The sequence below is a fragment of the Flagellimonas yonaguniensis genome (assembly GCF_029193885.1).
In the GTDB taxonomy this organism is placed as follows: domain Bacteria; phylum Bacteroidota; class Bacteroidia; order Flavobacteriales; family Flavobacteriaceae; genus Flagellimonas; species Flagellimonas yonaguniensis.
On record NZ_JARFVB010000004.1, the window covers coordinates 39,615 to 65,169 of the forward strand.

Sequence of the window (25,555 nt, forward strand, 5' to 3'; positions counted from 1 at the left end):
TAAAAATGGGGTATGAAGATTTCTTATAACTGGTTGAAGCAATTTTTGCAAATTGATTGGGATGCTCAAAAAACTGGCGAGCTTTTAACAGATTTAGGTCTGGAAGTTGAGGGCATATCACAATTTGAATCAGTTAAGGGTGGATTAAAGGGTATCGTGGTCGGACACGTGCTCACTTGCGAAAAACACCCAAATGCCGATAAACTTAAATTGACCACAGTTGATGTAGGGCAAGAAGCCCCATTACAGATTGTTTGTGGCGCGCCCAATGTGGCAGCAGGCCAAAAAGTACCCGTAGCCACTGTTGGCACTACCCTGTACACCAAAGAAGGGGAAGCTTGGGTGATTAAAAAAGGGAAAATCCGTGGAGAAGTGAGCCAAGGTATGATCTGTGCAGAAGATGAAATCGGGGTTGGCGAAAGTCACGACGGCATTATGGTACTCAATGAAGAATTGGTTCCCGGCACTCCCTGTTCCAAAGTTTTTGAAGTTGAAAACGACGAGGTTTTTGAAATAGGCCTTACCCCCAACCGAGCTGATGCCATGAGTCATTTTGGTGTGGCACGTGACCTTAAAGCTGGATTGGAACAAAAAGAGATTCAAAAGGAATTGGTTACCCCTTCGGTAAGTAATTTTTCCATTGACAATCGCTCATTGAAGGTCGATGTGGAAGTTATGGAAAGTGATCTTGCACCAAGATATTGCGGGGTTACCATTAGTAACCTTGTGGTACAGGATTCCCCGGATTGGTTGAAAAATAGATTGAAGGCGATTGGATTGACACCTATCAATAACATTGTGGACGTTACCAACTACGTACTTCACGAATTGGGCCAGCCCTTGCATGCTTTTGATGCATCCAAGATAAAAGGAAGTAAAGTTGAGGTTAAAACCCTGCCAGCCGGAACCAAGTTTACCACCTTGGACGAGGTGGAACGTGAACTGCACGAAGATGACCTGATTATTTGTGATGCAAACAGCCCCATGTGCATTGCCGGGGTTTTCGGCGGACTCCACTCTGGTGTTACAGAACATACAACCTCCATATTTTTGGAAAGTGCTTACTTTGATCCTGTTTCCATAAGAAAAACAGCTAAAAGACATGGTTTGAACACCGATGCATCATTCAGGTTTGAAAGAGGTATCGATATCAACATGACCAAATATGCCCTTAAAAGGGCAGCCCTATTGATCAGGGAGATTGCAGGAGGCTACATCACTTCCGAAATTGCCGATCTGTTCCCCAAAAAACCACAAGAAAGACAGGTGTTCTTGACTTTTAGTAAAATCAATTCCTTGATTGGTCAGGAAATACCACAGGATACCATCAAATCCATTCTTTCTTCTTTGGAAATCAGAATCAACAACGTAACGGAATCAGGTCTTGGATTGACCATTCCGACCTACCGAGTGGATGTTACCCGAGAAGTTGATGTGATTGAGGAAATCCTTCGTGTATTTGGTTATAACAATATCGATTTCAAGGAAAAGTTGAACGCTTCCATTGCCAAAACATCACGGTTCGAGAATTATAGGATTCAAGATGTGGTCGGAAGTATGCTTGCTTCCAAAGGTTTCTACGAGATCATGACCAATAGTTTGGTTTCATCGGATATTACTTCGGATGATGATGGCACTGTTCAAATGTTGAATCCTTTGAGTTCGGATTTATCCGTGCTACGGACTTCAATGCTTCATTCTGGACTACAGACGGTAAGCTACAACCATAACAGGCAAAAAACGGACTTGAAGCTTTTCGAGTTTGGGAAAACCTACCACAAAATGGCCGGACAACATCAGGAAAAACAACATTTGGCGATTTTCATCTCTGGTGACCGCGAACAAAATAGTTGGGCCGTTGCCTCAAAAAAATCTGAATTCTTCTATCTGAAAGGTATCGTTGACAATGTTTTTGAGCGCTTGGGCCTTCGAGACATCGACACAAAGCCTTTATCGGATTCAGATTATGCAGAAGGGGTTTCCTATGTGAAAAACAACAAGGTTTTGGTATCACTTGGCTTGGTCGGCAAAGCTGCCCTTAAACGATTCGACATTAAGCAAGAAGTATTCCATGCCGATTTGGACTGGGACGCCATTTTGGAATCCGTGAGCACACAAAACGTGGCTTTCAAGGAAATTCCAAAGTTCCCGGAAGTAACAAGGGATTTTGCTTTGTTATTGGACGACTCGATCTCTTTCCAAAAAGTGTACGATATCGCTTGGAGCACTGAGAAAAAATTGCTTAAAAAGGTAAATCTGTTCGATGTGTATACTGGTAAAAACCTTCCTGACGGCAAAAAATCCTATGCGGTAAGCTTTACCTTGATGGACGAAAAGAAAACCTTGACGGACAAACAAATCGATAAAATCATGGGCAAACTATTGACCCAGTATCAAAAGGAATTGGGAGCGGAATTACGCTAATTACATTTGGGCAGGTAGAATAACGCTGTCTATTTCGTGAACCACCCCTTCATTTTCCAGATTAAGGTCGGCTGCCGTGATTCTTGCCGTATTGCCTACGGGGTCCGTAAGCACAATGTCGTAACCATCCAAATGTGCAGTTAATTTTTTGCCCTGTACGGTGGTAAAACGGGCTGTTCCATTACCATTGCCTATGGCACGGAGCATACGTGAGGCTGTCAGTTGACCTGCTACAATATGATAGGACAACAAGGATTTCAAAGCTCTTTTGTCCTCTGCTTTGATGAGCTCGTCAATTTTATTGTTCGAAAATTTCTCAAAAGCAGCATCAGAAGGTGCGAAAATGGTAAATGGCCCTGATTTTTGAAGCAATGTACCCAATTCGGTGGCATTTACCGCACTCAAAAGAATTTTGTGATTATCCAATCTGCTGGTATATGAAAGTGCATTGGAATTGTTTTGGGCAGTGGCGAAAAAGGAAAAAGCCAAGCAAAGGCCGAGCAGTAGTTTGGTTGCGGGGGTATTCATGAGGTTGGTCAAAATTTTAGGGCTTGTACTTTTAGTATGATTATACGACTAACTACCAAAAACGTCGATAAGATACACCTTTTTAGATGACATCCATCCCATTTTATTCCTCTAAAATTTCATTTAACAAAAACTTAACATTGTGTTTTTATGACAAATGTCAGTATCGAAAATTCAAATCATTAAATTTGAGAGGATTACTAAAAAAACAGCATGATTTTGAAAGGAACAAACATCGAACACAAACTTCAAAGCCTAAAGACCAAGAAAGGGGAAAGTGAAAAAATCCTAGCTGAAGTCCAGCAAATTTTGAGGGAGGATTTTTTAAAAGAAGAGCACATCACTCATCAATTGGGTTCAAAAAACAATGTTCGTTCGAATGACTTTGAGTTTGACCTTTTGGAAACCGACAACATCTACCATATTAACCAAATCAAGGACATCTGTATTGATTACCGATTACGTTTTTTGGATAGCTCTTACTTTAAAGGCGGGATTCCCCAAGAAGCCATTTCCAAAATCAAACATTTGGAGGCAGCCCATGATACCGAGATCAAAGGCTTCAAGATTATGGCCCCTTCCAAATTGTTCAAGCTGGAAGACAAGGATGACCCACTTCTCTTCGCCCCTATCGGAAACGATTATTACTATTTGATCCACAAATGGGGCAATGATTTGCATCCAATGCGAAAATTTTTCGCATGGCCTTTTAAGAACATGGCCAACTTGGTTTTTGTGGTTTTATTGATCAGTTACTTTGTAACCCTGATGGTCCCCGAAGGATTGTTCTCCAAAAAAAACACTACCGCGGAGTTTTGGATCATTTACTTTTTTATGTTCAAATGCATAGCATCCATAGTAATCTTCTACGGATTTGCCTTGGGTAAAAACTTTAACCCATCCATCTGGAAAAGCAAATACTTCAACGCTTAAGCAGTCACGGCGTACATTTTTTCGCGTTGCTCTTTGATGGATTTGTCGGACATGTAATCATCGAAGCTCAAGTAGCGGTCGATAACACCATTTGGTGTCAACTCAATGATTCTGTTTGCCACTGTGTTCACAAATTCGTGGTCATGGGTAGTGAGCAAAATCGTTCCTTTAAAGTTCTTCAAAGAGTTGTTGAAAGCCGTGATACTTTCCAAATCTAAGTGGTTGGTAGGTTCGTCCAACATAAGCACATTGGCGCGGAGCATCATCATACGGCTTAGCATGCAACGCACTTTTTCCCCACCGGAAAGTACGGTACATTTTTTCAGGGCTTCTTCACCACTGAACAACATCTTGCCCAAAAAACCTCTTAGGTACACCTCTTCCCGCTCCTCTTCGGTTTTGGCCCATTGGCGCAGCCAGTCCACGAGATTGATGTCTTCCTGGAAGAATTCGGAGTTGTCAGCAGGCAAATAGGATTGTGTCGTGGTAACACCCCACTGAAACTTACCACTATCTGGTTTGATCTTATCCGCAATGATATCATAGAAAGCAGTGGTGGCACGAGAATCTTTGGATAGGACAGCTACTTTATCCCCTTTGGCCAAGTTGATGTTCACATCTTTGAACAGCAAATCCCCATCTTCCGATGTTGCGGAAAGTTTCTCCACGTTCAAAATCTGGTCGCCTGCTTCGCGCTCACGATCAAAAATAATGGCCGGGTATCTTCTACTAGAAGGTTTGATATCTTCCACCTTAAGTTTGTCCAACATCTTTTTACGGGACGTTGCTTGCTTGCTTTTTGCTACGTTGGCACTAAAACGCTGAATGAACTCGTTGAGTTCCTTGGCCTTTTCCTCGGCCTTTTTGTTTTGCTGGGCTCTTTGACGGGCAGCCAATTGGCTACTCTCGTACCAAAAAGTATAGTTACCCGAAAACAAGTTGATCTTTCCAAAATCGATATCCGCAATACTAGTACACACAGCATCCAAAAAGTGTCTATCGTGAGATACCACGATTACAGTATTATCGTAGTTGGCCAAGAAATTCTCCAACCAGTTGATGGTATCGTAATCCAAATCGTTGGTAGGCTCATCCATGATCAGCACATCCGGGTTACCGAACAAGGCCTGAGCCAAAAGAACACGCACCTTGAGTTTGGAATCCAAATCGGCCATGTTGGTATAGTGAAGGTCTTCGGTAATCCCAAGGTTGGAAAGCATGGCTGCTGCATCACTATCGGCGTTCCATCCGTTCATTTCCTCGAACTTTACCTGAAGCTCCCCTATTTTCTCTGCATTTTCATCGGTATAATCGGCATATAGGGCATCAATTTCCTTTTTTATCCTGAACAAGGGCTTGTTCCCCATGACCACGGTTTCCAAAACAGGATACTCGTCGTAGGCATTGTGGTTCTGTTCCAAAATGGACATCCTTTTCCCGGGTTCCAAATGCACATGGCCCGAGGTTGGGTCTATCTGTCCCGACAATATTTTCAGAAAAGTGGATTTCCCAGCGCCATTGGCGCCAATGATGCCGTAGCAATTTCCTTGGGCAAAGGTTACGTTAACCTCATCGAACAAAACTCTTTTGCCAAACTGTACGGATAAATTCGATACTGATAACATGCAACTATCTTTATTTTTTTTGCAAAAGTAGCTAAATAGGACTCGTAATTCTAATTTAAATGAGCATATTTAAACGATGAAAAATCACCGTTTAACAACATTTAACTACACCTTAACAAGTTTGGCTTCTTGGGTTGCTTACTTTTGAGAGACTAAATGAATCGCTTCCTATATATGGTAAGATTTTTACTCGGCCTTTCCTTATTGTCGACTTTTGTATCGTGTTCCGATTCCTCGGAAAACGGTTCTTCAATTTTTTTTGGCGGTGAAATCGTTAATCCCACAAGTGATTTTGTGGTGCTTTACCATAATGACACGTATGTGGATTCCGTAAAGCTCGACGATAAAAACCGCTTTTCTTTTCAATTGGACCATATTGAGGGGGGACTTTATCACTTCAACCATATGCCCCAATATCAATACCTCTATCTGGAAAAAGGTGATAGTCTGTTGGCGCGATTGAATACGGTAGAATTTGATGAATCATTGGTTTATTCTGGTAAAGGAAGTGAAATCAACAACTTTATGACCGAAATGTTCCTTGCCTATGAAAAGGAAGAGAATCTGGTCAAAAGCTACTATTCCTTAAACCCTGAAGTGTTCAGTAAAAAAATAGATTCCTTGCATTCCCACAAGATGAAACTTCTAAAGGATTTGCAAACGGATAACGTGTTCTCCACCCAGTCTTTGAGCATGGCAGAGGCTTTTATTGATTATCACTCCTATATCAGTAAGGAAAAATACCCGTTTTACCATAAGAAGAAGACCGGAGAAGAAACCATTCACGAACTTGGTGAGGATTTTTATGGATACCGAAAGAACATAGACTTCAACAATGAAGACCTAACCTATTTCAGGCCTTATTTTGATTTTATGAAGTGGCACTTCGGAAACATATCCTACACGGCCTGTCTGGAAAATTGCAGTACTGACAAGAAACCCATCATTGACCGCTTGCACTTCAATAATCACAAACTCACTTTAGTGGACAGTATTGTAAAGCAGCCCGAACTAAGAAACATCTTGTTCAGAAATGTTGCGATGGACTACTTATTGGTGGAACACACTCCGAGCGAAGAAGCCACAGTTTTTATTGACAAATTCAAATCCCTATCCACCAACGAGGAACACCAAGAAGAAATCGACCTTCTTTATACAGGGATAAAAAATTTGCAGCCCAACACCACGGTTCCCAATATTGCCGTCAAGAATTTCAACAATGAAGCGATTTCCCTAAAAGATTTGACCAATAACAAAAAGAATACTGTTTTCTATTTTTGGACCGCGGACCAAGAAAATCATTTCAAAAACATCAATAGGCATATTACCTCTTTAGAAGAGAAATATCCCCACTACAACTTTGTAGGCATCAATTTAAGGACCAGCTACGCACAATGGCAAGAGTTGATGAAAGAGTACAAACTGGACACGAACAAGCAATTTTACGGGGAGGATTTCAAAGAATTGCAAATGGCCATGATCATTGACGGACTCAACAAGTGCGTCATCACAAAAGACAGTATGGTGGTCGACGGCTTCGCCAACTTATACACTTCCTTATAATACATAAAAAAGCCCCGAATTTTCATTCAGGGCCTTTTTGGTTTTATCAAGATTCCTAATTAGGAATTTCCTTTCTTGTAATCTTCCAAGAATTTGGCCAATCCAATATCGGTCAATGGGTGTTTCAACAATCCATCAATGGAAGACAATGGACCAGTCATCACATCGGCACCAAGCTTGGCACAATCGATCACGTGCATGGTGTGGCGGATGGAAGCAGCCAAGATTTCGGTTTCAAATCCGTAGTTGTCATAAATCAGACGGATTTCAGCGATCAAGTTAAGACCATCAGTGGAAATATCATCCAATCTGCCCAAGAACGGAGAAACGTAGGTTGCTCCGGCTTTGGCGGCCAATAGGGCCTGACCTGGTGAGAACACCAAAGTACAATTGGTACGGATACCTTTGTCTGAAAAATATTTCAATGCTTTTACGCCATCCTTGATCATGGGAACCTTCACTACGATCTGATCGTGCAGTTCTGCCAATTCCTCGCCTTCTTTGACCATTTCTTCAAACTCCGTGGCCACTACTTCGGCAGAAACATCTCCATCAACAATATTGCAGATATCCACGTAGTGCTTTAAAATATTATCCTTTCCTGTAATACCCTCTTTCGCCATTAGGGAAGGGTTGGTGGTCACACCATCCAACACGCCCAGTTCCTGGGCCTCCTTAATTTGGTCAAGGTTGGCAGTATCAATAAAAAACTTCATTTCTAAGTATTTATAATTTGTTCACTAATACGTGTAAAATTACAACTTATAATGGTTGAGGAGCAATTTTTCGTAGACTTTGTCGGGTAAAATCTTCTTTAACCTAAGGGAAAACTTTTGTAAAAATGCACCCACGGGGTTATGCACCTTCGGTTTATTCTGGTTGATGATCTTATAAACCGCCTCGGCCACTTGGATGGGGTCTCCCCCACCGTTCACATCCTCATCAATTCCTTTTAGGGTTTGACCGTACTTTTCTTCATAAGCGGAGCCCTTGATCACAGGAGAATGGTACCTTCCCGATGCAATGTTGGTGGCAAAATCCCCAGGAGCCACATTGGTCACCGTTACTCCAAAATCCTTGGTTTCCATACGCAGCGCTTCCGTGATAAGCCCCAAAGCACCTTTGGTGGCGGAATAGAATCCTCGATAGGGCAATCCCATATAACCCGCAATGGATGTAATATTGATGATGGCTCCCCCACTCTGCTTGCGCATTTGTGGCAAAACGGCCTTCATCACATGTACGGGACCATGAAAATTGGTATCGAACACATGAAGGATTTCTTCGTGGGGTGTCTCTTCAATGGGTCCTGTGATACCCACACCTGCATTGTTGATCAACACATCCAATCTGTTTTCCTTGGAAATCACATGGGAAACGGCCTTTTGAATGCTTTCCACATCCTTGACATCCAACTGGACAAGTTCAAATTCCTTAAAGTCTGGGTAATTTTTTGGATTTCGTGTAGTACCATAAACAGTAAATCCTTTTTGGGTCAAATATGTTCCTATGGACTTACCAATACCTGAAGAACCGCCTGTGATCAGTACAATTTTTTTATCCATGATCATCTGATTTTTGGGTACAAAAAAAGGCAAGCTACCTACATCGCACCGCTACGACCACATACCCTTGCTGCGTTCCCGCCCTGGGGGATTCTGCAGGAGCTGGTCGTGTAGGACTTGCCCGGCTGCAAATATACGACCTTTTATATTTGTGGCAATCCCAATTCATTCTTAATTTCGGTGTTTCAGGATTAACGATTTATGACACAAGCAGTAAGAACCATGGGCAAACTTTTTTCTATAACCGGGGCATTGCTCTTCTTTTTGGGCTGTGGCGGTAATGCCGACCCAGCGAAGCATTTTTCCATTCAATTGGAAAACAAAGCCATACAGCAAAATCAGCAACTTGGCGTGGCGCTGAAAAACAAAAAAGAAATTGAAATTTCGGACCTTCATTATTATATTGATGGTAAGCAAATACCTGTCGAAAATGGTAAATTGATCTTAGATTTGCCCACCTTGGGCAACAAAACCTTGATCGCCAAGTTCAAAATTGAGGAACAAACCGTAGAAGTTGAAAAGGATTTCAGGCTATTGGCAGCCGCAGCCCCAGAGGTTTACACCTATGAAATCATAAATAGTTATCCGCATGATACCGGGGCATATACGCAAGGTTTGGAGTTTCACAACGGCACTTTATATGAAAGCACAGGCAAAAAAGGTGCCTCCACGGTCAGAAAAGTGAATTTTGAAACGGGCGAAGTCCTTCAGCGAATAGATATGGATGCTTCCGTGTTCGGGGAAGGCATTACCATAATGAACGATAAGCTTTACCAACTTACCTGGCAAAGTGGATTTGGGTATGTTTACAATCTATCCAACTTTGAAAAAATAAAGAACTTCACTTATAATGAAAGTAAGCAAGGATGGGGACTCTGCAACGACGGCAATAAAATATTCAAAAGTGATGGCACCGAAAAAATATGGTTTCTTGACCCAGAGACGTTGGAAGAGCAAGGACATATTGAAACAGCTACCAACAAATCCATTTTCAACATGGCCAACGAGTTGGAATATGTAAACGGTAAAATCTACGCCAATGTGTACCAAAAAGAAAGCATGATGATCATTGATGCAACCTCAGGTGCCATTGAGGGCGTCATCAATTTCGGAGGACTCAAGAGCAAAGTGAAAAAAGGGGCGGAATGGGACGAAGGCAATTCGGTTTTGAACGGAGTGGCCTACCATCCGGAACGGGAAACTTTTTTTGTTACCGGTAAAAACTGGGATAAACTCTTTGAGGTAAAAATCCTTAAAAAGTAATAATGAAAACCTACTCGGAAGTTTTTGACGTTACACCAAATGACCTGGACGACCTCAACCATGTCAACAATATTAGGTATGTGGAGTGGATTCAGGATATCTCCAAAAAGCATTGGATGCATGTAACCTCAGAGGAAACCCAAAAATCCATGGTCTGGGTGGTTCGGAACCATAATATCACCTACCATAAATCCGCCGTATTGGGAAACACCATCCTGATGAACACATATATAGAGAGCAATAAAGGGCCTATTTCCACACGAATCGTGGAAATCAAAAACAAAGCAACGGATGAGCTGTTGGTAAAAGCAGTCACGGAATGGTGCTTGTTGGATGCCAAAACCTTTCGCCCCAAACGGGTTCCTGGTGAAATTGAAGCTCTTTTTGTGGATTAAAAACCAACCTAATACATTAAGATGCTGTATTTCATCGAAATATGACCCTATTTTTTAAAATCCGCTCCCCAAAATTTTGAAGCGTACCCAACAAATTGTAATATAGTGGTAAACCAAACACAAACTAAACCTATTTGTTGAACCAATTAAACGCGATCTTTACCCAATTTACATTCCAAATTTTCCGGATTTCCACATCTTAAAATCGGTCATTTTTTGAGATTGATACCTTTTCAAAATTGAACCAGAAAAATCGAAGGGACAATTACAGATAATTTCGTTTTAACGTTTTTTTATGGAAAAGTGTAGGAAAATAGCCCGATTTAGGGGAAAACCCATAGTTTTTTTAAGGGAAAACTGCAATGAGTTTTTTTTGTGCGTTAGTAACTTGCAATCAGCAAATTGCACATGGAATATACCTACAACATAATCGATTCGGATGCGAGCTCAAAGCTTCAGCTGCAACTCTATTTGGAGGAGTTCGAAGGTTTGGTTTGTGCTGGGGTGGACACCAGTGCTTCAAGTGGTCTCAATTCCATTTTAAAATACAACCCTGACCTTGTACTCATCAATCTTGGGGAAGATGGTATGGATTTCTTCCAAATGATTTCGGAACTGAACCAGTACATGCAGACACTTCCACTGATCATAGGATACGCCAAAACCAAAAAATACGCATACAATGCCATTAAAAGTGGTTTTTTTGATTACTGGATTTTACCACACAACGAATTTGATATCAGAAAAACAATTTTCCGCTTAAGGAAACTACATCCAAAACAAGATACCCCCTCTACCATCTGTCTTAAATCTTACAAGGATTACAGATACTTGGACACCAAGAACATCCTTTACCTAAAATCCGACAACAACACCACGGATTTCTTCATGAAGGATGGTAATGTCATCAGTGCTTTTAAGACCTTGAAGTCTTTTGAGGAAAAACTGCCCAAGGATTTTATTCGAGTGCACCAAAGCTACATCCTCAATAGTAGGTATGTGTCCCGTATCAATTACGGTAAATCCATTTGCAGCCTTAACCATGGCGAAGAGGAACTTCCCTTTTCCAAAACATATAAAGACAAAGTGGACCAATTAAAGGAAATGCTCTCCAAAACGGCAGCAAAGGCCCTTAATTAGCAAAATTCTTGCAGATTATCGTAGAATTCTAGCAGACTGTATAGGAATACTACGCCCCTTCCAGAAATACTTCCCCTGCTGAAAATGCCACATACTTTAGCGGTATAAACTTATTTTTTTACCTAAAGACCTAATATTATGAAAAAAGTACTAAGCATTTTAGCCATGGCATTATTGACAATTGGATTCTACTCTTGTGAAACCGAAACCGATGTGCAAGATACCGAAGCCATGTTCCAACAACTAACAGTAGATCAGAATGCTACTGATGACGCTGAAGCCGAAGTTGACGGCAGAGGAGATGATGAATAATTAAAAATGGCTTTTTTTACCATAACCAACTTAGCACGAAATACCGTTTCAATCTCGTTTCTGCTTGCTATGCTCTTTTGCCAAAAGGATGAATCAAATGATTATTCGACTATAAATCGGCTGGATTTTTTAGAGGAAGGCGAAGAAGCATTGTTCAAAAAAAGAATTCATCTTGGTTTTTCAAAGTATGGTGAAATCAGATTGCAACAAAGTATCGATGATACCCGCCAGCTTTTTTAGTTAGCATTTAAAATAGATCTCAGCCCCAAAGCTATAAAGTTTGGGGCTTTTTTTGTTACCTTGGATATACAAACGAACCCAATCAATTTGAAAACCGGAACCTTTATAGTATTATTTTTGTTTGTTTTGGGATGCGCTCAACATGAACCCAAACAGGAGTCAGCTTCCAATCCACAAGTGGATTCCATCCAAGAATTGGTCACTATTGCCAAAACGGCCAAAGAATTATCCTTGGAAGATCGAAAATCGTATTTGGAAGAGGCCGAATCCATAATATACAGCTTGAAAAATGACACCATGCAGCTAGAGGAACTCTCCAAGGTTTCTTTGGTATATATGAAGCTTAAAGATTCCTTAGGCTTTAGAAAGTCTAACGCCAAACTATTGGAAATGGCCGAGGAAGCTGGTGACTCTAAAATATTGGGGTATTCCTATTGGGACCTTGGAACCTTTTTAGAGGGCAAAGGTGTTGTGGACAGTGCTTTCTATCACTACAAAAAAGCATTGGACAATTTTGAAGAATTGCCTGTGGATTCCACATCACAATCCCTACGGGGACGCATGCTGTACGGTATGGCTCGAATACAAGACTCCTACAAAGATTATTTGGGCGGTGAAATCAGTGCCACAGCTGCGATTGAACTATTTGATGAGCTGGATGATGATTATAGGTTATACAATGCTTACAATGTTTTGGGGATTCTAGCCACGGGTATGGGCAATGTTGAAAAATCTATTGAGTCTTATGAAAAAGCACGAGAGTACCTAAATAAGTCAAACAAATCCAATAAAACAGAACTTATCTGGCAAAACCAAAACAACATTGCTAGTGTTCATCTGAAAAATAAAGATTTTACCAAATCAAAGCAAGCTTACGAACAATTACTTTCAAGCAAAGATTTGAAAAATAGAGCCCCAGATATATATGAAAAAGCCCTTGGTAGTCTGGCATATTCCATTCTCAAGGCAGATGCCGATGTAGGACAAGCCAAAGAACTTATAAGTGAAGCTTTTTCAATGAATACTGAAACAGGAGAGCTGTATGACAGAGCACGAATCAACTATTTTTACGCTGAGGTCCTAGCGGCAGAAGGAGACACCATAAGTGCCATCGCTCAAACCAAGGAAGCCTACAACATCGCTAGGGAAACCTACAACAACGACCGCTCCCTCGATGCGCTGAGATTGTTGACCCAATTGGATATGGGCAATGCCTCTGCCTACGCACAGGAATATTATGAACTGGATGAGACAATAAGCGAGGAGGAACGCACCAAAAGAGACAAATTCGCACGTATCCGTTTGGAAACCGATGAAATCATAGAGGAAAACCAGATCCTTACCAAAGAAAAGCAAGTATGGGCCTATTCCGCCATACTCCTGATCGTGTTCGGGATGGGTTTTATGATCATTGTTTCCCTTTATGTGAGCAACAACCAACTCAAGTTCAAACAACGTCAGCAAGAAAGCAACCAGGAAATATACAACCTCATGCTCTCCCAACAGGGGAAATTCGAGGAAGGCAAACAGCTGGAACAAAAACGGATTTCCGAAGAACTGCACGATGGCATTTTGGGCGAGATGCTAGGTATTCGATTGATTCTGAGCGGACTTAACGAGCGGGAAGACCCAGCTTCAGTTGAGCAACGAGCAGCTCTTATAGAAAAACTCAGGGAGTTGGAAGAAGAGATCAGGACCATTTCCCATGAACTGAACCATGCATCGTACGAAAAATTTCATAATTTTATTGTGTCATTGGAAGACATGATCGATGGCATTGGAAAATCTTCCGGCATAGCTTGTTCCTTCAACTACGACAAGAAGGTTCCATGGGACAATTTGCTGGGAGATATCAAGATCAACGCCTACAGGATTATCCAAGAATCGTTGAAAAACTGTGTGAAACATGCCAAAAGCAAGCATATAAGCATATCGTTTCAATCCATGGAGGACAACAAGTTGAAACTTACCATAACCGATGACGGGGTGGGTTTTGATATGAATAAAAAAAGAAAAGGAATTGGTCTCAAAAACATTATTTCGAGATGCAAAAAGATAAAAGGAACCTTGGACATTGACAGTGAACCAGGTAAGGGAACAACCATCAAGATTACCATGCCTGTCACATACGTGGATGTGGAAACTTCGGAAAAAATAGATTTAATAAATGCTTAGTTCCCCAAATACAGCAACAGAACCTACCATGAAAACATTACGAATACTAGCAATAGACGACCACGAAATGACCATGCTCGGGTATAAATTCATACTCGAGGGCATTGAGTTCGATGGACACAACATAATCGTGGATACCGCCACCTCATACAGTACAGGGAAAAAACTTATCGAGGACTCGGTGAACACCTTCCATTACGATATCCTGTTCCTGGACGTACAATTATTTGCACCAAACGAAGATCAACCCCATACTGGCGAGGATCTGGGTATCTTGGCACGCAAAATCGTACCTGAAAGCAAGATTGTGTTCATGTCCTCTTTCAGCGATAACTTTAGGATAAACAGCATCCTTAAATCCGTTGACCCCGACGGATACTTGGTAAAAACGGATATAGACCCCAAAACACTGGAAGACGCGGTAAAAACCATAATGCTGGATCCTCCTTATTATTCCTCCAAGGCCTTGGGTGCCATCAGAAAGAAAATGGCCAATGATATCGACATCGATGAAAAAGACATGCAGATACTCTACCACCTTTCCAAGGGAACCAAGAACAAGGATTTGGAAAAATTCATCAGACTGTCCCCCTCCTCCATTGAAAATAGAAAACGTCATTTGAAGAGTTTGTTCGGAACGGAAAACGAAAATGATCTTGCCTTGATTTTGGCCGCTAAAAATAGAGGCTTCATTTAGCAGTATTTTGCTCAAAAAAAAACAGGATGGGCACATTTTGTGGTTGATTTAAATCCAATTTTTCAAAAAAATCTTACAAATAAAGGAAAAACCCCAGAATTTTTAAGGATTATCTGCAATCCCATGAAAAAGATTCATCCTAACTTTATGTGCAAAGAAATAGGAACTCTGTACACATGCCATTCCCGAACAAATCCAACGATAAACACAAGCAATTGGCCCCAAAAACTTTTGAGGCCATTGAGGGCTTGGATGACTTCATTAAAGATTTGGAAAGATATTTTTTTGCCACTGTTAAACTAAAGTGCAAACACAATATTGTGGAAAACAGACTGGATTTGGTGGTAGACCTGCACTTTAATTTCAGCATAGCGGACTGCCTCAGCCATCTTAGCAATGGAGACTGGGGCAACTATAGCATTTCTGAGGAAAGTAGTTGCGATATGTGCACCGCCATGAAGGATGCTCTTAAAAAGTTAAATCAAAAAAGCACATATCCTGCCGATGTCATGGAAACATCCCTACACTTTACAGACACTTCCATTGTTATAAGCAGACTATACCTCAACAGCATTCCAGAACATATTGGAAAAATATTAACAACGGTCAGTCAACACTTCATTTATTTTACCAAAGGGTTGACGGAAATGCCATACGAGGTTTTCGTGCCCGTTTTTGAAGATAAAACCATACGAAGCCATCAATCCAAAATGGATACAGAGACCAACTACTACACGTATTGGGGACTCTATTTTGAAAATGATGGTCCAGATGAGCACGAGGCCCTCATCTACTCATTGGGCAAAAAGAAATTTTTCGAGGAAAGCATTTTCCTCTTCGAATAATATTCCTCTAGCAAATACTAAGCACTGAACAAAGGTCGCGACTTCATCAGGTCGTTGACCTTTTGTTTTATTTCAGCAACCTTTTTCTCGTTTTCTGCATCGGTGATGATCTCATCGATAAAGCCAACCACGGTTTCCATATCGGCTTCTTTGAGACCTCTAGTAGTGATGGCAGAAGTACCAAAACGTATTCCTGAAGTGATAAATGGTGATTTATCATCAAACGGAACCATGTTTTTGTTGGCAGTAATGTCTGCCTTTACCAGTACTTGTTCTGCCTCTTTACCAGAAATATCCTTGTTTCGAAGATCGATCAACATCATGTGGTTGTCCGTTCCACCGGAAATTACTTTGTAATCCTTGTCCATAAAGGCTTTGGCCATGGCAGCTGCGTTTTTCTTTACTTGAACCATATAGTGCAGGTATTCATCGGTAAGTGCTTCTCCAAAAGCAATGGCCTTGGCAGCGATTATGTGTTCCAAAGGTCCTCCTTGATTCCCTGGGAATACCGCCAAATCCAACAAACCTGACATTTTTCTCAAGTTTCCGTTTTTTAGTTTGATGCCAAATGGATTCTCAAAGTTCTCTCCCATCAAAATAAGACCCCCACGTGGCCCCCGTAGGGTTTTATGGGTAGTAGTGGTAACAATGTGGCAATGCGGGATGGGATCGTTCAAAATGCCTTTGGCAATCAATCCGGCAGGATGCGAAATGTCTGCCAATAAAATAGCTCCAACACTGTCCGCAATCTCACGGAAACGTTTAAAGTCCATGTCCCGCGAATAGGCAGAAGCACCAGCAATGATCAATTTGGGCTTTTCCCTATCGGCAATCTCTTGGATTTTGTCGTAGTTCAACAAACCTGTTTCCTCGTCCACCCCATAAAAAACGGGATTGTACAATTTTCCAGAGAAATTCACGGGCGAACCGTGGGTCAAATGCCCTCCGTGGGACAGATCAAAACCCAGAATTTTATCCCCTGCATTAAGGCAAGCATGGTACACGGACGCATTGGCCTGCGAGCCCGAGTGGGGCTGAACATTGGCGTAAACGGCACCGAACAATTCCTTGGCACGGTCTATGGCCAACTGTTCCACTTGGTCCACCACTTCGCAACCACCGTAATAGCGCTTTCCCGGGTATCCCTCGGCATATTTGTTCGTAAGCACAGAGCCAGCAGCTTCCATTACTTGTGGACTTACAAAGTTTTCGGAAGCTATCAGTTCAATACCTTCCAACTGTCTTTCTTTCTCTTGCGCTATAAGTTCAAAAATCTTGTGGTCTCGTTGCATGTTGCCCATTGTTTGATTAAGGGCGTAAAATTACGAATTGAAAGGGGATTTCCATCTATAAAAATGAGTTTGGAATCTAATTTTATCAAATGGCAATTAACAATTTTTCAAAAAAATGAAATATAACCCAAGCCCCTGTTTTCAAGCACTTTTCATATCAAATATACTACCGTGCATCCTTTTCCGTTAATAGTGTGAGGATTTTTGGCACAGCTATTGAATTCCCTTGAACAACCATAAAGTTGACCAATATGAAAAGACTTTTACTCTTAACCACAATTATAGTTTTAAGCGCCTGTAGTGGCGTGAAGAAAACCCAAGAGGCCATCAATACGGGGAATTATACCACGGCGATGAACAAGGCCATAAACAACCTGGCAGAGAACAAGACCAAAAAAGGACATCAGGAATACATTCTTTTGCTGGAAGAAGCATTTGCCAAGAACACCACAAGGGAACAGCAAGAAATTGCTTTTCTTCAGAATGATGGCAATCCGGCCAACTTGGAGACCATCTACAACAAATATTTGCAGTTAAAGCAAATCCAGGAACGCATAAGACCTTTGTTGCCACTATATATCCAAGACGAGGGAAGAACGGCCAAGTTCAATTTTGTGAACTACGACAACAAGATTTTGAACACCAAGGACGATCTTTCCGAACACCTATACCAAAACGCCTTGAATCTGTTGGCATCCGCGAAATACAAAGCGGATTATAGGACTGCCTACGAAGATTTGAAATATTTGCAGGAAATAAATCCAGGCTACAGGGAAACCATCGCCAAAATGGACGAAGCCTATAACAAAGGATTGGAGTTTGTTCGGGTTGATATTGCAAACCAGACCCAACAAATCATCCCAGAACGTTTGGAGACCGAACTGTTGGATTTCAACGCCTTCGGAATTGACAATTTCTGGTTGCAGTACCACACCAATCCATTGGCCAATGTAAAATATGATTATGCGATGAACCTTGACTTCATGGAGATCAATGTATCCCCTGAACGCATTAGCGAAACTCAAGTAATCAAAGAAAGACAAATAAAAGATGGCTGGAAATACCTTTTGGACAACAACGGAAACGTGGTAAAAGATAGTTTGGGCAATAAAATAAAAGTGGACAAGATGCGAACTGTTACCTGTAAATTATTCCAGTTCACACAAACCAAAAGTGCGCAAATAGGCGCCAAAGTCAGTTTCACGGATTTGAGAAGCGGTCAGGAAATCAATTCCTATCCCCTATCCAGTGAGTTTGTATTTGAACACATTTTTGCCAACTACCAAGGAGACAAAAGAGCTTTGGAAGATGATCTATTGCTGTACTTGAATGCTCGGGAAGTTCCATTCCCATCCAATGAACAAATGGTTTACGATGCAGGTGAGGACCTTAAATTACGCCTCAAGAGCATTGTCTCAAAATATCAATTCAATTAAAAAATGGTGTGTACCACATCGAGCGCAGTCGAGATGTCTTAAGTTCTCGACTGCGCTCGAACTGACATACACTCGTTCGTTTTTTTATAGATACTTGGTAAAATCCGTATCAGATATAGCACCATGCGAAGTGTGAAAAACAACTTCATTATTTTTAACGACCAACAATTGTGGTGATTCATGCCGAACCGCAAACTTTTCCTCTATTGCATTGGACACATCCCTATGGTTCTGAATGGTCAGAAAATAAAGGTCAATATCCAAATCCGTATCATACGAATCAGTGAACATGCCCAACACCATCCTACTTATTCCACAAGTACTGGAATGCTTGTATATAACCTGAGTCTTATTTTTTGAGTTTTCCCCAATGTTTTCCAATTGGGTCATGGATTCCAATTGAATCCACGGCAACTCTTTCTTTTCTATTTTTGTTTTCTCCTTCTTTCCGAAGACGCTGTCAAATATTCCCATATCGCAAATTTATAGGATAAGTCGTTAGGGAGCAAAAAGCTTACAACTGACTAAATGTCTTGTTGTTACTGCTTTTATCAGACATTTTGGCGGTGCGGGTGCATTGGTAAGGTTGTTGACATTTCAGAGAAAAACAACAACTATGAACTTCAATAATTTTACAATAAAATCACAGGAAGCCATTCAAAGGGCCCAGCAATTGGCCCAAGAATTTGGGCATCAACAAATCGAAAACGAACACTTGTTCAAGGCCATTGCCGAGGTCGATGAAAACGTATTGCCATTCATATTGAAGAAATTGAATGTCAACACCAACCTTATCAATCAAATACTGGACAAGGAACTCCAAAGCTTCGCCAAGGTATCGGGAGGTGAAATCATGCTTTCCAGGGAAGCTGGGAAAACCGTCAACGAAGCAAGCATCGTCGCCAAAAACATGGGTGATGAATATGTTTCCGTTGAACACCTGTTATTGGCCATTTTCAAATCCAAGAGTAAAATCGCTCAAATCTTAAAAGATCAAGGCGTAGCAGAAAAAGATTTAAAGGCTGCTATTCAAGAACTTCGCAAGGGCGGCAAGGTAACCTCACAAAGTGCAGAGGAAACCTATAACTCATTGGATAAATATGCGAACAACCTCAACCAAATGGCAGATAGCGGCAAGTTGGACCCCGTAATCGGTAGGGACGAGGAAATCCGAAGGGTATTGCAGATTTTATCCAGACGTACAAAGAACAATCCAATGTTGGTGGGTGAACCCGGTGTGGGTAAAACTGCCATTGCCGAAGGTTTGGCACACAGAATCATTCAAGGGGATGTGCCAGAAAACCTTAAGAACAAAATTATCTATTCCTTGGATATGGGTGCACTTATCGCAGGGGCCAAATACAAAGGCGAGTTCGAAGAACGTCTAAAGGCCGTGATCAAAGAGGTAACCTCATCGGACGGCAACATTGTACTGTTCATTGACGAGATACATACTTTGGTAGGTGCCGGGGGCGGACAAGGTGCTATGGATGCCGCAAACATCCTGAAACCCGCCTTGGCACGTGGCGAATTGAGAGCTATAGGAGCCACTACCTTGGACGAATACCAAAAATATTTTGAGAAAGACAAAGCACTAGAGCGTCGATTCCAAAAAGTAATGGTAGATGAACCCGATACCGAGAGCGCCATTTCCATCCTTAGGGGAATCAAGGAAAAATATGAGGCACACCACAAGGTTCGCATCAAAGATGATGCGGTAATTGGTGCCGTAGAACTGTCCCAACGCTACATTACCAACAGGTTCTTGCCCGATAAGGCCATCGACCTTATGGACGAGGCTGCTTCCAAACTTCGCATGGAAATCAACTCCAAACCCGAGGAATTGGATGTTATGGACAGAAAGATAATGCAGCTGGAAATTGAAATCGAAGCCATCAAGAGAGAAAATGATCAAGCTAAATTGAAAACCTTGAATTTGGAGCTCGCCAACCTCAAAGAGGAACGCAACGAAATCTTCGCCAAATGGGAAAGTGAAAAAACCGTAGTCGACAATATCCAAAAAACAAAAGAGGACATTGAAAACTATAAAGTTGAGGCAGAACGTGCCGAGCGAAACGGCGATTACGGAAAAGTGGCCGAATTGCGGTACGGTAAAATAAAAGAAGCCCAAGAACGATTGGAAAAACTCCAAGATGAATTGGCAGAGCAGCAAACAGCCGGCACATTGATCAAAGAAGAAGTAACCTATGAGGATATTGCCGAAGTAGTTGCCAAATGGACCGGTATTCCCGTGAACAAGATGATGCAGAGCGAAAGGGAAAAACTCTTGAAACTGGAAGATGTACTGCACAAACGAGTAGTGGGGCAAGATGAGGCAATAATCGCCGTATCCGATGCTATCCGCAGAAGCAGGGCCGGATTACAAGATGCCAAAAAGCCCATCGGTTCGTTTCTGTTCTTGGGTACAACAGGTGTAGGTAAGACCGAGTTGGCCAAAACTTTGGCCGCTTATCTGTTCGATGATGAAAATGCCATTACACGGATAGATATGAGCGAGTACCAAGAGCGTCACTCCGTGAGCCGATTGGTAGGTGCGCCTCCAGGATATGTGGGGTATGATGAAGGAGGTCAGTTAACGGAAGCCGTAAGACGTAAACCCTATTCCGTAATCTTGTTGGATGAGATTGAAAAAGCACATCCCGATACCTTCAACATCTTATTGCAAGTACTGGATGAAGGCAGGCTGACCGACAACAAAGGTCGCGTAGCGGACTTCAAAAACTCCATCATCATCATGACCAGTAATATGGGAAGCCACATCATCCAAGAGAAATTTGAGGATGCCGTAGATGTGGAAAGTGCTTCTGAGGCAGCACGGGTGGAAGTACTGGGATTGCTTCGCAAGACCATCAGGCCCGAGTTCCTGAACCGTATTGATGACATCATCATGTTTGCGCCATTGAGCAAATCGGACATCAAGGACATTGTGGGATTGCAATTGGAGAACTTGAAGAAAATGTTGGCCAAGCAAAACATTGCCCTCGATGCAACCGAGGAAGCTGTCTCCTACTTAGCAGCAAAAGGTTTCGATCCCCAGTATGGAGCGCGACCCGTAAAACGATTGATTCAAAAAGAGGTCTTGAACAACCTTTCCAAAGAATTGTTGTCAGGAAAAATAACCTCCGACAGTATAGTGCTCTTGGATTCCTTTGATGATCAATTGGTGTTCAGAAATCAAGATGAATTGGTAGAGTAATTCTCCAAATAAATTTCAGTCAGGAAATCCCCTCCCCTAACTTTTTGGGAGGGGATTTTTATTTATATCATATTTGTTAATCAAAATTTTAGAAATCCGCAACTTTCGTATGCCATTACATTTAAATCCTTATTTTAGCTCAAAACCATATCCTAAATATGCCACTAATCATTGCCGTTCTAGGTATTTTACTGCTATTCTTGCTTATCGCGAAATTTAAACTCAATGCTTTTCTGTCCTTTATCATCGTATGCCTGTTCGTAGGCATCTTTCAAGGGATGGAATTGGGTAATTTAGTGCAATCCATACAACGGGGGATTGGCAATACACTGGGTTTTCTGGTCCTTATACTTGGACTTGGTGCCATGTTGGGAAAATTGGTGGCCGATAGCGGTGCCGCCCAACAAATCACAACGCAATTGGTCGCAAAATTTGGAGTGAAACACGTACAATGGGCCATGGTAATAACAGGATTTATCGTAGGTATCCCAATGTTCTATTCCGTGGGCTTTGTTATTTTGATTCCTTTAGTGTTCACCGTCGCTTTTTCAACAGGATTGCCCCTGCTTTATGTAGGATTGCCAATGCTTACCTCTTTATCGGTAACGCACGGGTACCTTCCGCCCCATCCCGCGCCAACGGCCATAGCGGCCATGTTCAATGCAGACATTGGAAAAACATTGATGTACGGTCTTATTGTTGCTGTGCCTGCCATTATTGTTGCAGGACCATTGTTTGCCCGAACCATAAAAAAGATTGAGGCCAAGCCCTTAAAAGAATTTTACAATGCCGAACCCATACCCGAAGAAGAACTGCCATCGACCGCAGTAAGTATTTTAACTGCCCTTTCCCCTATCATCTTCATTGGAGTAGGCATTATTGCAGAACAATTCTTGGATGAAGGCCTACTCAGAAACATACTGACCTTTATCGGCAATCCTGTGATTGCTTTGCTCATTTCGGTACTCATCGCCATTTACTCCTTGGGATTGGCCAAGGGAAAGGAAATGAGCACGATTATGGATTCCTTGTCCGCTTCCGTTTCCAGTATTACCATGATACTTTTGATCATTGCCGGGGCAGGAGCATTAAAGGAAGTTCTGATAGATAGTCAAGTAAGCGACTATATCGCCGACAGCTTAAAAGGTTCCAGTGTTTCGCCTTTGGTGTTGGCCTGGCTCATTGCCACTGCCATACGCGTTAGTGTGGGGTCGGCAACCGTGGCCGGACTTACCGCAGCCGGGATTGTACTCCCGCTGGCCTCTGGCACAGGAACAAGTCCAGAGTTAATGGTTTTGGCCATTGGCTCGGGAAGCCTAATGCTTTCCCACGTCAACGATACCGGATTTTGGATGTTCAAGGAATATTTCAACCTTTCGGTCAAGGAAACCCTTTCCACTTGGACTGTTATGGAGACCTTGGTAGGCGTCATGGGACTCCTGGGCGTTTTGGCAATCAATAGTATAACCTAACAATATAAATTATGGAATCACCATCGCAACGCATTGAGGCATTAAACCTCCAATTACCCCCTGCTCCTACACCTGCTGGTGTGTATCGACCCGTTTTAGTGATTGACAATTTTTTGTACGTATCGGGTCAAGGCCCCGTTAATTCAGATGGCTCCCTAATCACGGGGCGGGCTGGAGACAACCTCGATGAGGACCAAGCCAAACTCGCCGCACGGCAGGTAGGATTGACCATGCTGTCCACCATTACGACACATTTTGGGAGCTTGGACAAAATCAAAAGAATGGTAAAAGTATTGGGGATGGTAAATTGCACCCCTGACTTTGGCAAACAACCCTATGTAATCAATGGTTTTAGTGAATTGATGGTCGATATCTTCGGAGAAGAGAACGGTATCGGAGTGAGAAGCGCGGTCGGTATGATGCTCCCCAACAATATTGCGGTGGAAATCGAAGCTGTATTTGAACTTCACCAATAACACCTGACATGTTTATATTTGATGCCCATCTTGACCTTGCCATGAACGCCCTGGAGTGGAACAGGGACCTTAGACTTTCAGTCTCCGAGATAAGAAAACGTGAGCAAGGCATGACCGACAAGCCTGACCGTGGCAAGAACACTGTTTCCCTCCCAGCCATGCGAGAAGGCAACATCGGGTTGTGTATGGGCACTCAAATTGCACGCTTTGTGGAAAAAGGTAGTCCACTACCCGGTTGGCATTCACAACATCAAGCGTGGGCGCAGACACAAGGGCAACTTGCCTGGTACAAGACCATGGAAGCCGCAGGCGAAATGGTTCAAATAAAGGACATTGCAGGTCTGGAAAACCACCTCGAACTTTGGAAGAGTGATGAGCCAAAAAAACCGATTGGATATATTTTAAGCTTGGAAGGAGCCGATTCCATTGTGGATATGAGCTATTTGGAAAAATCCTACGAATCGGGGCTCAGGGCCATCGGTCCCGCCCATTATGGTCCTGGCATATACGCCCATGGTACGGATTCGGTGGGAGGTATAGGTCAAAAAGGAAAGGATTTGCTCAAAAAAGTGGAAGAGCTCAATATCATCTTGGATGCCACCCATCTTTGCGACAAGAGCTTTTGGGAGACCATGAAAGTGTACCACGGCCCAGTTTGGGCCAGTCATAACAATTGTAGAAAATTAGTGGACCACAATCGACAGTTTTCCGATGAGCAGATTACGGAGCTTATCAACAGGGATGCTGTCATCGGTGTTGCATTGGATGCATGGATGATGGTTCCCAACTGGGTTCGTGGTATATCCACCCCAAAAGACATGAACGTCACCTTGGAAATTGCAATTGATAATATTGATCATATATGTCAATTGGCTGGGAACACCGATCATGTTGGCATTGGAACCGATTTGGACGGTGCCTTCGGAAAAGAACAGACCCCATGGGACTTGGACACTATCGCTGATCTTCAAAAAATTCCAAATATGTTGACCAAAAGAGGTTACACCAGATCGGATATTGAAAAAATCATGAATCAAAATTTCATCAATTTTTTAAGAAAAGTCTGGACCTAAACATTGAATTCAATCCGACCCTCAATCAACAAACTGGAAAAACACCTTTCCAGACCCTAAAATTTCACTCCAAAAAGCAAGGAACTTGTTAAAATAGGGGCTTTTGCCTATTTTAATACCAAACAGTATGTGTTTTTTTATATATTAGATTCGACCAACAGCAACCTAAGAATGACCAAGAAGGCAGAAAGAACCACCGCTTATATCATTGAGACCGTAGCACCCATCTTTAATCGCCACGGTTATATTGGTACCAGTATGAGCGACCTTACAGAGGCCACTGGGCTTACCAAAGGTGCTATTTATGGCAATTTTGAAAATAAAGAAGCCCTGGCACTATCTGCTTTTGAACACAATAGAAATTTATTGCTACAAGCCATTGATAACAAATTGGATATGGAGATTGAAGCTTTGGATAAGCTATTTTCACTGCTGAGCTTCTATAAGCAATATGATGTCTTCACACTACCATTGGGCGGGTGCCCATTATTGAACGTTGGCGTGGATGCACAAAGCAATAACAAGCTACTGGCTGCAGCGGTAAAAGAAACCATCAAGGAGATTGAAGGAAAAATTGCGCTTATCTTGGAAAATGGTGCCAAACAAAACGAAATAAAACTTCCTGTTCCGCCACTACAATTTGCCAAACAATTGTTCACCATGATTCAAGGCGCCGTAGCCATGAGTACTATGACGCAGGATAGAAAGTATTTGGTCAATACAGTTACGTATTTGGAGTATCTTGTAAAGCAGGAGCTTAAAAAGTAAGGTATACTATCCCTCTTATAAAATTTAAACCATTTGTCATTCCGACAGAGTGAAGCGACGAGGAATCTGGCATTATTGAATTTGAGAAGAGATTTCTCACTAAGTTCGAAATGACA

The 25,555-nt window shown here is 42.0% G+C and carries 23 protein-coding genes and 1 other RNA gene; 17 read left to right on the top strand and 7 right to left on the bottom strand.

Going from position 1 to position 25,555, the window contains the following annotated elements; all coding sequences use genetic code 11:
• The first annotated feature begins 12 nt into the window (after positions 1-12).
• Positions 13-2,424 carry a phenylalanine--tRNA ligase subunit beta gene (pheT, locus tag PY092_RS08300; RefSeq protein WP_275615387.1) on the top strand — a complete coding sequence of 804 codons (2,412 nt, stop codon included), beginning with the start codon at positions 13-15 and terminating at the stop codon, positions 2,422-2,424.
• Here pheT and PY092_RS08305 read toward each other — a convergent pair whose 3' ends face one another.
• Positions 2,425-2,952 (bottom strand): fasciclin domain-containing protein, encoded by a 528-nt coding sequence (locus PY092_RS08305; RefSeq protein ID WP_275615388.1) that lies wholly within the window; start codon positions 2,950-2,952, stop codon positions 2,425-2,427.
• 213 nt (positions 2,953-3,165) lie between these two features.
• On the opposite strand from PY092_RS08305, the gene PY092_RS08310 reads away from it, so the two are divergent.
• On the top strand, positions 3,166-3,885 hold the full coding sequence (locus PY092_RS08310; RefSeq protein WP_275615389.1) for a hypothetical protein: 720 nt from the start codon (positions 3,166-3,168) through the stop codon (positions 3,883-3,885).
• On the opposite strand, the gene PY092_RS08315 is transcribed toward PY092_RS08310, so the two are convergent.
• Positions 3,882-5,510: an ABC-F family ATP-binding cassette domain-containing protein gene (locus PY092_RS08315; RefSeq protein WP_275615390.1), complete on the bottom strand. Its 1,629-nt coding sequence runs from the start codon at positions 5,508-5,510 to the stop codon at positions 3,882-3,884. The genes PY092_RS08310 and PY092_RS08315 overlap by 4 nt on opposite strands.
• A 174-nt stretch (positions 5,511-5,684) precedes the next feature.
• Between PY092_RS08315 and PY092_RS08320 the strand changes: the two genes are divergently transcribed.
• Positions 5,685-7,073, top strand: a complete 1,389-nt coding sequence (locus tag PY092_RS08320) for a TlpA family protein disulfide reductase (protein ID WP_275615391.1) — start codon at positions 5,685-5,687, stop codon at positions 7,071-7,073.
• Between the two features lie 59 nt (positions 7,074-7,132).
• Here PY092_RS08320 and fsa read toward each other — a convergent pair whose 3' ends face one another.
• From fsa to ffs, 3 genes are all read right to left on the bottom strand, one after another.
• Positions 7,133-7,789 carry a fructose-6-phosphate aldolase gene (fsa, locus tag PY092_RS08325; RefSeq protein WP_275615392.1) on the bottom strand — a complete coding sequence of 219 codons (657 nt, stop codon included), beginning with the start codon at positions 7,787-7,789 and terminating at the stop codon, positions 7,133-7,135.
• A gap of 39 nt (positions 7,790-7,828) precedes the next feature.
• Positions 7,829-8,638 (bottom strand): SDR family oxidoreductase, encoded by an 810-nt coding sequence (locus PY092_RS08330; RefSeq protein WP_275615393.1) that lies wholly within the window; start codon positions 8,636-8,638, stop codon positions 7,829-7,831.
• 24 nt (positions 8,639-8,662) lie between these two features.
• Positions 8,663-8,761, bottom strand: an RNA gene (gene ffs / locus PY092_RS08335) — signal recognition particle sRNA small type.
• 99 nt (positions 8,762-8,860) lie between these two features.
• Between ffs and PY092_RS08340 the strand changes: the two genes are divergently transcribed.
• The 8 genes from PY092_RS08340 to PY092_RS08375 all read left to right on the top strand — a co-directional run bounded on the left by PY092_RS08340 (position 8,861) and on the right by PY092_RS08375 (position 15,705).
• Positions 8,861-9,901 carry a glutaminyl-peptide cyclotransferase gene (locus PY092_RS08340; protein WP_275615394.1) on the top strand — a complete coding sequence of 347 codons (1,041 nt, stop codon included), beginning with the start codon at positions 8,861-8,863 and terminating at the stop codon, positions 9,899-9,901.
• Between the two features lie 2 nt (positions 9,902-9,903).
• Positions 9,904-10,296, top strand: a complete 393-nt coding sequence (locus PY092_RS08345; RefSeq protein WP_275615395.1) for an acyl-CoA thioesterase — start codon at positions 9,904-9,906, stop codon at positions 10,294-10,296.
• A 408-nt stretch (positions 10,297-10,704) separates the two neighbouring features.
• Positions 10,705-11,436 carry a LytR/AlgR family response regulator transcription factor gene (locus PY092_RS08350; RefSeq protein ID WP_275615396.1) on the top strand — a complete coding sequence of 244 codons (732 nt, stop codon included), beginning with the start codon at positions 10,705-10,707 and terminating at the stop codon, positions 11,434-11,436.
• A gap of 165 nt (positions 11,437-11,601) precedes the next feature.
• Positions 11,602-11,748 (top strand): hypothetical protein, encoded by a 147-nt coding sequence (locus tag PY092_RS08355; protein ID WP_275615397.1) that lies wholly within the window; start codon positions 11,602-11,604, stop codon positions 11,746-11,748.
• A 6-nt stretch (positions 11,749-11,754) separates the two neighbouring features.
• Positions 11,755-11,988 carry a hypothetical protein gene (locus PY092_RS08360; RefSeq protein ID WP_275615398.1) on the top strand — a complete coding sequence of 78 codons (234 nt, stop codon included), beginning with the start codon at positions 11,755-11,757 and terminating at the stop codon, positions 11,986-11,988.
• Between the two features lie 87 nt (positions 11,989-12,075).
• Positions 12,076-14,163, top strand: coding sequence for a tetratricopeptide repeat-containing sensor histidine kinase (locus PY092_RS08365; RefSeq protein ID WP_275615399.1), 2,088 nt, complete (start codon positions 12,076-12,078; stop codon positions 14,161-14,163).
• Between the two features lie 28 nt (positions 14,164-14,191).
• Positions 14,192-14,860 (top strand): response regulator, encoded by a 669-nt coding sequence (locus tag PY092_RS08370; protein ID WP_275615400.1) that lies wholly within the window; start codon positions 14,192-14,194, stop codon positions 14,858-14,860.
• 176 nt (positions 14,861-15,036) lie between these two features.
• Entirely contained in the window at positions 15,037-15,705 is a 669-nt protein-coding gene (locus PY092_RS08375; RefSeq protein ID WP_275615401.1) for a hypothetical protein, read from the top strand.
• A 17-nt stretch (positions 15,706-15,722) separates the two neighbouring features.
• Here the strand turns inward: PY092_RS08375 and glyA are convergent, their stop codons facing one another.
• Positions 15,723-16,997, bottom strand: coding sequence for a serine hydroxymethyltransferase (gene glyA, locus PY092_RS08380; RefSeq protein ID WP_275615402.1), 1,275 nt, complete (start codon positions 16,995-16,997; stop codon positions 15,723-15,725).
• Between the two features lie 251 nt (positions 16,998-17,248).
• Here glyA and PY092_RS08385 point away from each other — a divergent pair, with 251 nt between their 5' ends.
• Complete coding sequence (locus PY092_RS08385; protein ID WP_275615403.1) at positions 17,249-18,433, top strand: hypothetical protein; 1,185 nt, start codon at positions 17,249-17,251, stop codon at positions 18,431-18,433.
• An 84-nt stretch (positions 18,434-18,517) separates the two neighbouring features.
• Here the strand turns inward: PY092_RS08385 and ytxJ are convergent, their stop codons facing one another.
• Positions 18,518-18,907 (bottom strand): bacillithiol system redox-active protein YtxJ, encoded by a 390-nt coding sequence (gene ytxJ, locus PY092_RS08390; RefSeq protein WP_275615404.1) that lies wholly within the window; start codon positions 18,905-18,907, stop codon positions 18,518-18,520.
• A gap of 142 nt (positions 18,908-19,049) precedes the next feature.
• Here ytxJ and clpB point away from each other — a divergent pair, with 142 nt between their 5' ends.
• The 5 genes from clpB (at position 19,050) to PY092_RS08415 (ending at position 25,439) form a co-directional block, all read left to right on the top strand.
• Positions 19,050-21,650 carry an ATP-dependent chaperone ClpB gene (gene clpB, locus PY092_RS08395; RefSeq protein ID WP_275615405.1) on the top strand — a complete coding sequence of 867 codons (2,601 nt, stop codon included), beginning with the start codon at positions 19,050-19,052 and terminating at the stop codon, positions 21,648-21,650.
• A gap of 158 nt (positions 21,651-21,808) precedes the next feature.
• Positions 21,809-23,122 (top strand): gluconate:H+ symporter, encoded by a 1,314-nt coding sequence (locus tag PY092_RS08400; protein WP_275615406.1) that lies wholly within the window; start codon positions 21,809-21,811, stop codon positions 23,120-23,122.
• An 11-nt stretch (positions 23,123-23,133) separates the two neighbouring features.
• Positions 23,134-23,598, top strand: coding sequence for a RidA family protein (locus PY092_RS08405; protein ID WP_275615407.1), 465 nt, complete (start codon positions 23,134-23,136; stop codon positions 23,596-23,598).
• Between the two features lie 8 nt (positions 23,599-23,606).
• Positions 23,607-24,671, top strand: a complete 1,065-nt coding sequence (locus PY092_RS08410) for a dipeptidase (RefSeq protein WP_275615408.1) — start codon at positions 23,607-23,609, stop codon at positions 24,669-24,671.
• A 171-nt stretch (positions 24,672-24,842) separates the two neighbouring features.
• Positions 24,843-25,439: a TetR/AcrR family transcriptional regulator gene (locus PY092_RS08415; protein ID WP_275615409.1), complete on the top strand. Its 597-nt coding sequence runs from the start codon at positions 24,843-24,845 to the stop codon at positions 25,437-25,439.
• The last annotated feature ends 116 nt before the right edge of the window (positions 25,440-25,555 follow it).